Genomic DNA, 14584 nt, shown 5'->3' with positions numbered 1-14584 from the left:
ACCTTCCCGAACGAAAATATCATTTTTATCTTGCAAGGAACTTCTATCACTTGAGCTAGCAATTATAACAAATTATCATACTCCATCAGATAAGACAAAGCTTCTCTTACTTCTTGTTATCCATCTTTATTAAAGTTCGCTGCATTTCGTCACAAATTGCTCAAACTTCCGATTTTTATTTATCATGATCGGTCCGTGACCGAAACAGATAATGGCCGGATTCAGTTTTGCCAACTTCTGGAGCGATTTGATGTTGCGCTGCTGATCTGTGGTGAATAGACTTGGTGGAAGCCGTAGACCGGTCGCTGTTGTGAGCAGGTTCATATTTGTCGCCACATCTCCGATTATTAGTACACCATCTCGCTCACGGAATAAAGAGATATGACCTGCCGAATGTCCGGGTGTCTCTATTACTTGAAAGTTTCCGATCTTATCGTTTTCAACAATTGTCCGTTGGACTTGATGTCCCTGACCCGCCCAATACTTTTGTTGAAACTTTGCTACCCAATGTTGTGGATCCGGATAGTCCTTGGTTACCATACCCGTTTCGGTCCTAAAAACTTCGCCAGGATGGCAGAGTAAGGGTATCGAGAATTCTTCGCATATCTGATCACTACAGCCCTGGTGGTCTGCATGTGCATGCGTCAGTACGTGTTGATAAACGGAGATTTTTTGGAGAGCATTCTTTACTGTACTATATGAACTCCGTATTCCGGAGTCTACCAATATACCTTCGATAATATAGCAGTTGATACTGTTTCTTGGCATCAGGGAAATCTGAAACACCTCGGGAGCAATTTGATGTAACATAGTTTTTTGTGCAAATCTAGATCACTGATCAGGACTGCATAAGGACATTTGTCCTATAATACCTTGGGTCTGTGCAGTTGCCCCTTCGCCCGTGTAAGCGACCGTTGCGTGATTCCCAGGTATGATGCCAGATCTTGTGTAGCTATGCGCCGGACGAGCATCGGTTCGTTCGACAGGACATGACGGTATTTATCCACAGCTGACCTGTTATTGTAGTTCAGCAAGTAACTTTCCTTTTGCTTATACTCCTGTTCCATCACCGCTTTTATGACTCCGTTCCAGGCAGTCACCTGAGCAAGCAGATCCTGATAGTCCGGGTGGCTGATCCTATAGATTACGCTATCTTCTATAGCCCTGATACTCCTTCTGGATTTTTCCTGCGCCACAAATTCCGGAAACGAGGTTACAAATTCATTTTCAAACTTGAAACAGGTTATATTTTCCTTTCCTTCTTTGTCAAGAGCGTATGCTTTTACAGCGCCAATAACAATAAAGCCAATATGATGGCAAGATTCATCCTCACGGATAAAAAAATCGCCCTTTTTTAAGCAAATCTGTTTGAAGAACTGCACAGAAAAATTAATCTCCTCGGTTGAGAGAGCTCCTGTTGAAGAAATGTAGTTTATTAATAGATCTGTCATTTCGCAATCTTTTTGTTCTTTTATTTTAGTCGGACCAGCTGATTGTGCATAATACTACAAAAATATAAACTTCAAAGTTAATATCTTCAAACTTCTAAAATTAGTAACACTTTCCATAAGATGCTAAAATCCAAAAAATTCAACATAGGGTTCCATTGCTACTCGTCTTATAAGTCTTAAAAGATTTGTATATTTAATTTACCCGGATACTAGAATTATGTACATTTGGAATTAATAAACTCACGGGTTTGATCATGCAGATACTTCCTCCGAAAATTTTGTCGCCATACATCAAGCACTATCTTTTTTTGGAAAGTGGCGTTGATCAACATAAAAAACTGCGTTTATTTTCTGATGGCAACACCGGAATGGTATTTCTGCTAAATCAAGACTGTCTATCCCTTAATGACAGCCAACATCTACCCTATTCATTTTTGTACGGCCAGATAAGCCGTTTTCGGGATTTGTCCCTAAACAAACAAACTTCCTTTATTATTATTGTATTCCAGCCAGATGGCCTTTACAAGCTACTTGGCATATCCGCCCATGAATTAAAGGACCAGATTCTTCCTACCCAAGATGTGTTTGGACAATCGTCAGTAACGCTCTATGACACTCTTACCTATTTAAAGCAGACAACAGAGAAAGTATATACATTAAGGCATTTATATACTTGAATGTACCAATCCAATTTTTAATCTATTTCATCTTTTTCCATTTAATCTATAATTAAAATTCAGTCTAAACCTACTTAAGAATTAAATTTAGACTCAATTTTTCATTGGTACAGTGAAGTATATAATTATCAAGATTTATTATATCCTTTAAAACAAAATAATCTTTTACCATTAGATATTAATTATAAGGGACATTTATATTCCAACTTTAAGTATATAAATCAAGAATTTATAAATGTAGTAACTTCAGAAAAAATATCTAAATTAGGTTCAGATGGTGTTCCTTGTATAATTAATATATTTGATAATATAATGACTTTTTATTTTTTTGAGTGGTATCCGGATAATGATCACTGTTTTGAAATAGAAGATTAAGCATAAAAACGGAATTTCTGTTTGAAAATTCCCTCACAAGTTCAAGCGTCACGCTTGTGACAAAAATTAAAAGGACACGAGCAAGATGCTCGCACCAGCAGATGAATTTACAACAAAAAATAAATTAATGACACATACAACCAAAGGATTATTAGGCATTATAAATAATACTCCAATTACAATAACAAGTAATGCCGTAATTAAATGGAATTTGGAAGATGCTTTAATTATACAAACGATAAATTATACTTTTAAAGAGAGCCTTGCCGATTATGATGTTAAAGAAAAAGACGACCTTAACGAACCTTACAAGTATTATCATAAACTATAAAAAACGACACTAACAAGACTTTTGCGCTTCGATTGCCCGAACGAACAAAAGCCACAAACCATTACCCCCAATACAAAACAGACATAGCGTATGACAAAAAACAGTTTCATCTTGATTTTATTTATTTGCTTGACAACTTGTTCTTGCGCACACCGTTTAAAATCTACCCCAGACAAATTCTTAGATTTTCTAAACAATTACCAAACAGACAGTTTACGGGTATTAGTTGCTGACAGTTTTCAACTTCAACGGACATACATAACTTACAAAAATGACAAGACATCATTTATTGAAGAATACGTTCCAAACTCTAAAAACTTTAACGGAAAATACACCGTTCTAAAAGCAACCTACAACAAGCAGACAACAGAATTTTTAGTAAAAGACCAAAGCGACTATTTAAAATATTTAGACATCGATTATCCGAAATGGAAAATCATCCTAACGACAAATAGTAAAGGCAAAATTAGCAGTATGACTATTGACTCTACTGAAAGTTACCAAACTTATTTGTTGCAAGTGAAACAAAAAGATGAAATTTTTGAAAGTTGGCTAAAAGTAAATTATCCTAACGAGACAAAGGAAAATTTGTATTCAACCACAGGACTTTTGACAAAACGACTTAAAGAATATGCAGAAAAGCACGGCAGGTAATAAGTGGTTTTGTGCTTCGATTTCCCGCCCGAACGCAAAACCCCGAAACGTTGGTGGCAATTATTCAGACAACACACTTACACGAACAAAAACAAATTTAAAATGATAAAAAATAAATATATTTTATCTATCCCATTTCTTCTAACAACAGTATTAAGTTTTGGACAAAAAATAAATGTTAAAAACAGATTGGATTCTTTATCCAATTCAACGGATAGCAACTATTTACCAAAGACAGAAATTGAACTTGAAAATTGGATGAGCGAAAATTGTTTCAATTTCAATAGTTATTCAATAAACGGAAACAGTATTTATGAAGGTTTTGGAATTGACAAATCAGGTGGACTTTTAATTTGGTATTACACCGAACGTGGAAAAAAAGACAATTTAAAATACTTCAAATCAGAAAATGAAATTGTAGAATACGCTTATAATCAAATTAAGTCTGACAAATGGGCAATGACGCATTGTATAGGTTTTTCAACAGATATAAATAAAATTACTGAACTGAAAAGCAAATTACAGAAAATGAATACAGAATTTTTTGAAGACAAAATACCTTATTACGGAATACACAAACCTGTATATAGAATATTTGTATTAGGATGTGACATTAAAAAAACAGAACATTTAAAAGAAAAATATTATACAGAAAAATAAAAACTTCCATTAACAAGGGTTTTGCAAAATGGCGGGGTAAAGTCTAAATTGAAACTTTCGGCTTCGTAATCCGCAAAAGACAATAACGAACGGGAATATTATCAGCTTGCATTTATCGTTAATGAAGAACGAGAGATTTCGGCATTTAGAAACATCAAAGAAAGCCAACCTAAACACCCGATAGCGCGGATTTACAATCCGTGCTCACTAAATCACATATCCTTAAAAACAAAACTACAACTTTTTAGGGTTGTAGTTTTTAGTTTTAATGGCACGATGGATATGCTAACTCCACGCTAAGTTTGCATATCCAAAAGTTATATACCTGTATTTTGTTGTTCAGTAAGAAAGCAATTTATACATCACATAGCAAGACGTAATTTCACCTAATTTATAAGCTATAAAAAGAAAAAGTTCTCAGTTGAACCGAATAAAAAGCTGACTAATCACAAAAATGGAGCTTATAGTAAAAAAAAAATTTTAATCTTAAGGATGTTGCGGCTTGGTGTTCCAAAGTTAGCGGAGACAGGATTATAACGTATTGATAAATAAATACCATGATACATGTTCCAACTTATATTTGTCATATCTCCATCTTGTAAGTCATCTGTATGACTTAATCTACGCAATTTATTTCTGTTTTTATGTAGCGGCTATGACAGAATGATCGATTTCATTCTTGAAATGTGATTTTTTTATTTTACTTATTGCTTTATATGCTTATAAAACAGGTGTTTATACTTAGTATTAGGTCGATTCGCTTGTGTAAATTTATTCCTATTAATTGAATTGATTGATTTTGAAGCTTATTTAATATGTACTGTCTTAGATCAGTTTTACTCGATTTTATATCAGCTTATTTGTGGTGGGGCTCTTAATACATTGGTTTCAATAGTATAATTTCTAAGAAAGCATTTTTAGTTTTATTACAATCATTTTTAGGAAAATATTAGTCGTTTCAAATTGCATTTATATTTAATAATTTAATCAATAAGTAATGGACTTAAAAGAAAAACTCAATCAGATTGGCCCAAAGCCGGACATGATTCTTATTATTACCGACGAACAGCGTGCAACGCAGCATTTCCCGCCGGGCTGGGAAGAAAAAAACCTTCCGACTCTCACATTTCTAAAACAGAACGGATTTAGTTTTGATAGAGCTTTTTGTAATACCTGCATGTGCTCTCCCAGCCGTGCGACGTTATTTACAGGAACCTATCCTGCTAAACACGGAGTCAGCCAGACATTAACCGAAGGAGGCCTTTTATCTCCGCAGGAACCGACACTCAGTAATTCCATCCCCAACATCATGAATGTGCTTTGGGCAGATGGTTATGATGTGCAGTATAGAGGTAAATGGCATATGAGTAAAGGAATAGCTCCCAATGGCACTAAAACTAATTACGATGATTTAACTGCTGCAGATATTTCATTGTATGGTGCAATGGGCTGGATTGCTCCAGATGCCGGTGAAGATGTCAATCCGCTTAATTTTGGTGGCGGATATGCCAATCATGATGCAAAATATACGGCCCAAGCCATACAATACCTTAAAGAGGTAAAAGCGCAAAGAGCATCAGGAAATCATAAACCTTACTGTCTTATCCTTTCACTTGTTAATCCGCATGATGTTTTAGCATACCCAAAATCGGCTGGTAAGTCGGGATATCTTACAGATACCTGGTCGGGCAGGGAAATTGGGCTTCCGGCGAGTGTAAATGAAAATTTACTTGAAAATAAAAAACCTATGGCTCAGGAACAAATTTTACTCAACATGGCATTAAGTCTGGGCGAAATAGCTACTGATGAGGATAAGCTGAACTACATTAATTTTTATGGTTATTTATTAAGTCATGTTGATAAGGAGATTGGGTACCTAATTAAAGAACTATATAAGGAGGATGAGAATGGAAATAAATTGGCAGATTCTTCAATTGTTACTCTTACTTCGGATCATGGAGAGATGGGTTTAGCGCACGGCGGTCTGCGTCAGAAAACTTTTGTGGCCTATGAAGAAGCCTTAAGGGTGCCGCTTGTGATTTCAAATCCAATACTTTTTAAAGATCACAGCATAAAGCAATCAATGGCATTAGCAACATTGGCAGATATTATGCCGACTTTTATCGATATAGCAAATGTATCAAACCCGCCTGCAGGACTTGCAGGTGCAAGTTTGTTTCCCATAATGGAGAATAATACTCCTGTTCAGCATAGCATATTATTTACTTATGACGATATCAAGGCTGGCTCTAATAGTAATTGGACAGTTGTGAAAGCTGCTAATCGTATTCGTTGCATCAGGACGGAAAAATGGAAATTCGATTATTATTTTGATGCGTCAACAGCTTATTTCAAGCAATATGAACTATATGATTTAGTTAATGATCCATTAGAAGTTACTAATCTTGCTTACGATCCGGCATACAGTGAAATCAGAAGAGATCTAGAAGAGCAATTGCATCAGCTTGAGATAGAAAAACTCTGGGTCAATATGCCAGAAGATATTTATAGTCTAACGACATTCAACTGACAAAACAGCTTTAAAAATCTAAAAAGAAACAGTTATAATAATAACAAAAACACATATATCATGTCGCAAAATATAAATTCAGGAGTGAATACAGTAAGTTATACAGATTTTAATAATCCTGCCGGACAAACAACAATACAGGGAATAAGAGGAGTTTCGGAGTCTGAAAACGTGTATATTGCAGGTAGTTTATTAAGTGAAAACAATCTTGTTCAGGGATTAATTTACGAAGGAACGCTTAAAACAAAAGGGAATGAAGGCAAATGGCATGTCGTTAATTTCCCCAGTACGCCAACAGCAGAAGTTGTAAACACTTCTTGTTATGGACCTAATAACGGACCATATGGCACGGTACAAATTGTAGGATCTTATAAGATAACTGCCTCTGCTGATAAAGCCCCGAGCGGAAATCTCGGATTTTACTACGAAGGTCCTATTGATGGTTCCGGAACATGGATTCAGGTATCGCCAAACGGAGGAAATACCAACAATGTATTTGTTCACAGCGTAATGGGTGGACTTGCTGTTGGAAATTATGATATTGAAAATGATAAAAACGGATATGCGTTTTTATATAATACCATCAATAACGAATGCACCGATTTTAAAGTGCCGGATTCACTAACTACTACCTTATATGGTATTTGGCATAATGGCGGGGATAGTTACACTATGGCCGGAGGCTATACCAGTCTGAAACTAGGTAAAATAAGCCAGGCCTTTTTGGCGGATTATAATTCTAAAACAAAAGAAATCACTAATTTAAAATCATTTAGTTACAAGAACGAAACAGCCTTATCTATAATTACTCATTTTGAAGGTATTACCATTTCTGATGAGAATGGCTATAATATGCCGTCGGATTGGATTACTCTAAATAGAGAAAAAACCGGAGCATCATTTGTTTCTGTGAAAAGAAATTCTGATGGATCATTTGGAGAAGCACAATGGATTGATATTGATTTTCCAGATTCAAGTGCTACAAGTGCTAATACGGCATATAGGAATAATATATTAGGGATTTATATGGTCGAAGATAATTCGGGAACCAAAGCAATATCTTCTTTTGTTGCAAAAGTAAGTATTTAAAAAAAGGTGATGATATAATTTGATTGAGTTTTTAAGGTTATATCGGTACTGTAAGAAGTTTAAGTATAATTAAAATGGATATGCTAACTTAGCGTGGAGTTAGAGTTAAATACTAAATCTTAAATTTAGCTGATGAAAGAATGTTGTAAAAAAATAACTATGTATAAAATGTAGCTTAACTTTCCCTCCAGTTTTTGTTTGCATATCCAGTGTTAAGTGAGCCTATTAATATACTTCCCATAAAGCAAGAGAAAGAGGGTATGCCCCCCACTTCGTATATCGCCCTGTTTACAAGCTTTTCTGTATTTTCAAATAAAATGGTAACGATTTGGTAACTAAATTACTGTCATCATTAGGCAGTTGTTGTCACATTTTTGACTTAAAACAACTCAGTCCAAATATAATAATATTATTAGATCAAAGCTACTCATTGATACCTTTCTGATCCATTCGAGCTAGAACATGCGCTAAACCATGGAAGACCTAGTTTCTCAAGAGTAGGAAAATTTTCAGATGTGACGAATAAAAAGCTAAAAAAATATAAAAATGCAGCTTAACTTTTTCTCCAGTTTTTGTTTGCATATCAAGACTGCACTGATTACAAATCCGCGCCACCGGAAATAACTCTAATAATCATCTATAATCTTATACGCCGCTATATATACATTTTTAGATTCCATGATTAAATGAAACTGCTCTGTTTCATTTGATTTTACAATTTTAACACTAAAATTGTCGTTGTAAATCTTAATTTTTGATTTGATTCTAATGGAATCTATGACTCCTTTATTTTCTACAATTTCCCAATGTGCTGACTTATCACTTTCAAAAAAATATGAAGCATGAAACCACGCTGACTTATCATTACAATGAAGACCGAATGTATTGACATATAAATATGGTGCGAAATTTTTCTGATTAACAGTCATTTCTTTTATTGACCATGTTCCACACAATGCTTTCGATTGATTTTGTTTACAGCCAACAAATAAGAAAACTGTTGAAACTATACCTAATCTAATACACTTATTTTGTAATCTTTTTATCATCTATTATCTTGATTGTTTTTTTCTCCCCCAGTAGCGTGTATTTACAATCCGTGCTCACTAAATCACATATCCTTAAAAACAAAACTACAACTTTTTAGGGTTGTAGTTTTTAGTTTTAATGGCACGATGGATATGCTAACTTAGCGTGGAGTTAGCATATCCACAACGCCAGCTATATCCGCCCCAATTGGTTTTATGTTGTGTTTACCCTTCAAAATAAGAGCAGTCACAACTCTAGAAACACAGTACGACTTCAGAGTAAGTTGTGTTTACCCTTCAAAATAAGAGCAGTCACAACACGGGGTGAAAAGCATCAACACTTGCAAAAGTTGTGTTTACCCTTCAAAATAAGAGCAGTCACAACCATTCGAGAATTTTTTAACGCCAAATTCCCGTTGTGTTTACCCTTCAAAATAAGAGCAGTCACAACATAAGAAATGATTGATTACTTAATAAACGGGTTGTGTTTACCCTTCAAAATAAGAGCAGTCACAACGCAACAAGCACAAATTGATGCAATGAACGCGTTGTGTTTACCCTTCAAAATAAGAGCAGTCACAACCAAAATCAATTTATATTTTGTCATCTTTGAGTTGTGTTTACCCTTCAAAATAAGAGCAGTCACAACAAGGTTCTTTATCCGGAACACTTGAGGCATGTTGTGTTTACCCTTCAAAATAAGAGCAGTCACAACTTTAATACCTTCTTTTTCCCACCACTCCAAGTTGTGTTTACCCTTCAAAATAAGAGCAGTCACAACAGAAGCGTTCAATCTTGACTATAGTGTTTAGTTGTGTTTACCCTTCAAAATAAGAGCAGTCACAACAGTTTCTTCATTTTCTGTCTTAGCAGCATTGTTGTGTTTACCCTTCAAAATAAGAGCAGTCACAACCTCATATTGTAAAAGCCTTATCATTAAAGGGAAAAATACATATTTTATAAATGTAAAATTTGAATATTCAAACATTAACAGTCTTATCAAAGAGCAATTTTTTAATCCTAATCTAATCCCTAAACATTGCTATTACACTTCGGGTGAATTCTAAAATAACACTACTAGCTGTTTTATCATTTGACACCCCCACCCCGTCTGGATAAGTATGCTTTTTTATCAAGCTATAAAAAATATCCTTCGGGAGCTGATTATGTGCAAACTTATTTCGAATTATAATCAAAAGAAATGCTTTTTGTATCGTATCTGTTTTGGTGGTTAATTCAGCTAGAGTCAATTTATCAAATTGTTTTTCGGTACAATCTAATAACCACTGAATCTCATCTTCCGGAGCTAATTTTCTTTTCCTTAAAACACCATTTACGACATAGTGCTTAAATTTAGGATTGTTTTCAGACTCTAAATCTGTAGGGTGCTGTTGCCCGTCAAAATTATAGCTCTCGAGTATACTTTTTTCGAATAGCTGGATTTCTTTGATTAGCTCTTCACGTCGTATGGTTTCGTAAGAGTCCCGTTTAATGGAAAGTTCATCTTCCAGTTCTTGTTTTGTCCAACGTCTATTGGGATCATAACTAAGAATTGTCTTTACTTTTGAATCATTTAAAAAACGTCGAAACTTACCGATGTCTTTTAACTTGATACTTTCGGCATAAACTTGTCCATCCTTAATAGAAATAGTTTTACTCCAGATAAAGTTATCCTTGATAATATTTTCGGAAGTATCATTTTTTTGACGCTCACTTTGCCTACGAGCATTAGCTTCTTTTTCCAAGCGCTCTTCTTGTGTAAGGTAAAAATCCGAAAGCGATAAGGAAGCATCGTGTTCGAATGTCTTGTTATAAATAGCTTCTGCAATTAGTTTAAGAAATAGATCCTGATTTTTTACTTTTTTAATTTTTAAATCTTGTTTTAACTGAAACAATTCTAATTGTTCTGCTTTAGACAAGTTTTTTTTATTCGCACTAAAATATTCATTAGACAATTGATTTTGCTCAAAAAGCAAGTCGCAATTTCGTTCAAGCTCATAAAAACGCTGGTACAGGTGCGCTTTATAGGTATAGCGATACCAGTCGGCAAAGGCTTCTGGTTGCTCTGTAAGTTTACTATCTTTTATAAAAGTTGGTTTCTCATCAAAGATACCTCTCGGGAAAACTAGTGGTTTGGCCAACAGTCGTTCTTTTTGTTGATCAATTGGATTAATCTGAAACAATCTTTTATTGAATACCGTCCATATGTTTTGCTGTTCAATCAGTTTTTTCAACATTTTTGTATTGGAGCTAAATGACCGGACACCTTCATACATAGCCGTTAAAGTATCTTTTCGGTTGTTAAGGTATCTTTCCAATAACATATCAAAATGTTTACAGGAAATAAAGGCTTTTTGAATACCGCTATTCCAGTTGTAATTGGTGTCTTTGAAATCCCAAACCGATTGTAATAACGAAAAAGCTTCGCGGGTATTCTGATTAAAATATGCAAGGGATTGTTGTAGTTGACTGTGTTGGTAGCCTTTCCAATTTTCGCGGGCATCTTTAGGCATAAAACGGATCAAATCGTCTGTAAGCCAGGTAGCTTCACTACCCAGTTCTTTATTGGTAAAAATAAACTTCCGTTTATGATAAGGTACTCTTGTATCTTTTCTGTTTTGACTTATAGTTGCTAGTTTTTCGTCACAAATTTTGATTTCTTTTTCAATTGAACGTTGTAACTTTTCAGTGTCGATTTTCTCCGTTACGTCTGATCGTCTTAAATTTTTAGTGATTTGGGATGCCGAAAGTTTATCGGATGGGGCATATTTTTCGATTGTAGAAAAACGATCCATTAGTTTTTGAATCATTGTATTTTCAATGGCTTCTGGAGATACTTTACGAACCAGTAATTCATACAACAATGCCGGTAATTCGTTTAACGAAAGCATCGCTGTTGGAGGACCTATATATATCTTTTCGAAGGTTTGCCCTTTAATGTTGGGATCAATAAGAGTGGTCATTTGTTCTTTGGTATACTTGCTTTCAGCTCTTTGATTGCCATCCTCTTTTTCTACTTTAATCTGCTTACTTTTTATTTGTCCAAATAATTTAGCAGCACCAGGAACTTTACTTTTCTGTAGGTTTATAAATATCGGAATGTTTTCCGATACAAAATTATACGAAGGATTAGGGAAGATTTCCCAACCAGAATCGGTAGCTGATGCTTCATTTTTTTCAAAATAATCTGCTTTTAAATTACCGACTTCTGAAAGGTTACCAAATACATTTATTTTTTCTTTTACGATACGATCTGTTTCAAAACTAGTACCGGCTATATTTTTAATTCGTCTGTCATGTACATAGTTTCCTAAATGAATCTGAAAACGCAACGAGGGAAAACCGGCAAATTCATCGAGATAGCGCAATACGAAATAATTGAACTTATTTTCATAACGCTTTCGAATCACCGGATGTATCACAATAGCATCGTTTAGTCTTTTCGTTTCATTACCTTCTTTTATATATTCGTTAATGTCTTCTACAAATTGTTGTTGTTTTTCAAACGAAAGGTTGTTGTAAACTTCATCGGGAACTTTGCTCAATTCGTCTACTATCTGTATTAACAACGTTTCTTTGTCAAATGCAGTACTTATTTTTTGCCGTATCCCTTTAAAGGCTAAATACGAAAACACCCAATGGGTAGCCATAAAACGGAAGCTATTGTTTTTAGCATTAGGAAATTCGGGGTGGTCTTTAACCACCTTGCCTTTAAAACCTTTTATTTGCGATCGTAAATCTTCACCTTCTTTTTTATTCAGAAACATCCCTAATAAGAAAAGGAGTCCGTTTTGAGATATGGAGATTGTATTTTCATAATGTTCCCCATCAAGCAAAGCCGATTTATAAAACGGATTTAACTGATCTTTTTGGTATAGCAGATGAAAGAAAGCATCGTTAAAAACAGCATTATTAATACTTACGGTATCCAGGCTAACTTTTTTTCCTTTCGCCTTTTTATCTTGTAAATCCTTTTTCTTTAAATTGAAAAGTATAGGATATTCTTCTTTTAGGCTTTGTTTTAAAAATTGTCTGGTATGATCATTTTTTTTCTTCAGACGCTTTACATCTAGTATTACCTGTAAAAAGATTTCATCTACTAATGTAAACAGCTTTTTATCAAACGGTAATGATTTATGATAATAGTGAGTATAAAAATTACGCAAAGAATCAATAGTCTTGACTAACACTTTGAATTTTTCTTTGAAATATAATCTTCTAGCTAAATTTTTGTCTATTTCATTTTTAAAGAGGTCATTTGTTACGGGTAAATCTAAATAACCAACTACTGGAAAATGCAGTTTTAAAAAATCAATACGGTTTATGTAATCCGGTTCAGATAATTTTTTTATATCTAAATTATCAATTACGGAAAAATTATCCTTTTCATTTGCCTTTACACCAAAGCGTACTTTATAAGCCTCAAGTGCCTGGTCTATATTATTCTGTGCTAAATTTAGATAACCTGCGAAAAAGTGTTTGTCTTTAAGTAAAGAGTGATCGAATTCTATTTTATTATTTTTTAGTACAATTTCCTCCATGTTTTACCATTTTTAAATTACAAAAGAGACAAATTATAAAATAAATTAATTCAATATTCACAAGTTGATAACTTTTAATAAAGTCGATTTAAGCAAAAATAAAATAGTAAAACTGAGGCTTATACTGTTGTTACAAGAAAGATCAAACCATTATTAACAAACTGAATCTTAATCAGGAAATTATTTTCTTTTAAACTAGCTTTTATATAGTAATGTATTTATCAAAAAAATGTTTTTGTACCTTAAGTTTGATTAGACTTAAAGAAATGAAAAATCGCCTTAACACTTCAAAGCATTAAGGCGATTTTGTTATTTGGCAGGCAAATGTCAGACTATTTAACGAGAGGAAGGGTATGCACCCTTCTTCTTCTATCGCCCTGTTTACAGGCTTTCCAGATTTTCAAATAAAAATGGTAACGATTTGGTAACTAAATTACTGTCATCATTAGGCTGTTATTGTCATATATCTGACTAAAACAACTCACTTTAAAGGTAATGGTAAATTATTAATAATTCATAAATTCAGAACAACTATTGTTATTCTCCTTTTTGATATTTCTCCTCAATTTCCTTATTCAATTCTTCTGACTTTCCATTCAACTCCTCTACGAGTTTAAAAACTTGAGTTTGTGGATTATACTGAGCAAAATTTTCGCCCACCATTTTATTACTCAAATCTTTCGCCCATCTAATTGCTAAATCCTGATTACCAAATTTCTTTAACAAATCATACATCCCAGGATGATTTTTCACATATTCAAAACGAGGACTTGATCTCGGCAACTTTGCATTTATCGCGTTTTCAATAGCTTTTTCATATTCTTCTCGTTTCATCGCTGTAATTCGATTATGAAAATGAAATAAATACCATAGCTCAAAAGCTTCATTACTCCAAGCGCAATAAATATCATTTGCTTTTGCTTTTAATATAGCACTATTAAAAGATGTTGATCTAAAACTATCTCTATCAAAAACAGCCCATACCCTATCGTACTTTTGTTTAGATTTATTTCTAAGCTCAATTGCCTTCTCTACAACTTTTAAAGTACTAATACCTCCTCCATCTAATTCAATATTATGCACCTTTTTACCAAAACGTCTCGGAAATGATTTAAAATAATTTGGTTCTGTTTTCTTTCCTTCACATACTATTAAAAAAAATGCTTCAAGATCTCTGGGTTCATTCTTTTTATTTTTTTTTGAAAAACGCTTTTGTAGTGCGTTATCAATTTTTATAGTTCTGGCCAT

11 protein-coding genes and 1 CRISPR repeat array are annotated in these 14584 nt (G+C 33.9%); of the genes, 6 read left to right on the top strand and 5 right to left on the bottom strand.

Translation table 11 applies throughout. The annotated features are described in order from the left end of the window. Window positions 1-129 precede the first annotated feature (129 nt). Both B3394_RS10975 and B3394_RS10970 read right to left on the bottom strand, forming a co-directional pair. A complete protein-coding gene (locus B3394_RS10975; RefSeq protein ID WP_286920436.1) occupies window positions 130-810 on the bottom strand; it encodes an MBL fold metallo-hydrolase in 681 nt (226 codons plus the stop codon). 53 nt (window positions 811-863) lie between these two features. Then, a complete protein-coding gene (locus B3394_RS10970; RefSeq protein WP_286920435.1) occupies window positions 864-1451 on the bottom strand; it encodes a Crp/Fnr family transcriptional regulator in 588 nt (195 codons plus the stop codon). A gap of 254 nt (window positions 1452-1705) precedes the next feature. Here B3394_RS10970 and B3394_RS18175 point away from each other — a divergent pair, with 254 nt between their 5' ends. From B3394_RS18175 to B3394_RS10945, 6 genes are all read left to right on the top strand, one after another. After that, window positions 1706-2128 carry a DUF6597 domain-containing transcriptional factor gene (locus B3394_RS18175; protein ID WP_414654268.1) on the top strand — a complete coding sequence of 141 codons (423 nt, stop codon included), beginning with the start codon at window positions 1706-1708 and terminating at the stop codon, window positions 2126-2128. A 460-nt stretch (window positions 2129-2588) separates the two neighbouring features. Continuing rightward, complete coding sequence (locus tag B3394_RS10965; RefSeq protein ID WP_286920434.1) at window positions 2589-2834, top strand: hypothetical protein; 246 nt, start codon at window positions 2589-2591, stop codon at window positions 2832-2834. 90 nt (window positions 2835-2924) lie between these two features. Continuing rightward, window positions 2925-3488 (top strand): hypothetical protein, encoded by a 564-nt coding sequence (locus B3394_RS10960; protein ID WP_286920433.1) that lies wholly within the window; start codon window positions 2925-2927, stop codon window positions 3486-3488. Between the two features lie 102 nt (window positions 3489-3590). Beyond that, entirely contained in the window at window positions 3591-4148 is a 558-nt protein-coding gene (locus B3394_RS10955; RefSeq protein WP_177733468.1) for a hypothetical protein, read from the top strand. Between the two features lie 997 nt (window positions 4149-5145). Further along, window positions 5146-6678 carry a sulfatase-like hydrolase/transferase gene (locus tag B3394_RS10950; protein ID WP_177733466.1) on the top strand — a complete coding sequence of 511 codons (1533 nt, stop codon included), beginning with the start codon at window positions 5146-5148 and terminating at the stop codon, window positions 6676-6678. Between the two features lie 60 nt (window positions 6679-6738). Continuing rightward, complete coding sequence (locus B3394_RS10945; RefSeq protein ID WP_286920432.1) at window positions 6739-7767, top strand: hypothetical protein; 1029 nt, start codon at window positions 6739-6741, stop codon at window positions 7765-7767. Window positions 7768-8393: 626 nt separating this feature from the next. Here B3394_RS10945 and B3394_RS10940 read toward each other — a convergent pair. The 3 genes from B3394_RS10940 to B3394_RS10930 all read right to left on the bottom strand — a co-directional run bounded on the left by B3394_RS10940 (window position 8394) and on the right by B3394_RS10930 (window position 14584). After that, on the bottom strand, window positions 8394-8816 hold the full coding sequence (locus B3394_RS10940; RefSeq protein ID WP_286920431.1) for a hypothetical protein: 423 nt from the start codon (window positions 8814-8816) through the stop codon (window positions 8394-8396). Window positions 8817-9013: 197 nt separating this feature from the next. Further along, a CRISPR array of direct repeats spans window positions 9014-9708; the repeat unit is 36 nt; unit sequence GTTGTGTTTACCCTTCAAAATAAGAGCAGTCACAAC. A gap of 112 nt (window positions 9709-9820) precedes the next feature. Continuing rightward, on the bottom strand, window positions 9821-13336 hold the full coding sequence (gene cas13b / locus B3394_RS10935; RefSeq protein WP_286920430.1) for a type VI-B CRISPR-associated RNA-guided ribonuclease Cas13b: 3516 nt from the start codon (window positions 13334-13336) through the stop codon (window positions 9821-9823). A 537-nt stretch (window positions 13337-13873) separates the two neighbouring features. After that, window positions 13874-14584, bottom strand: coding sequence for an RloB family protein (locus B3394_RS10930; RefSeq protein ID WP_286920429.1), 711 nt, complete (start codon window positions 14582-14584; stop codon window positions 13874-13876).

It is taken from the genome of Flavobacterium sp. UBA4197 (assembly GCF_002379575.1).
Taxonomy (GTDB): Bacteria; Bacteroidota; Bacteroidia; order Flavobacteriales; family Flavobacteriaceae; genus Flavobacterium; species Flavobacterium inviolabile.
The sequence above is the reverse complement of the archived record's forward strand: the minus strand, read 5'-3'. Positions and strand labels throughout refer to the sequence as shown.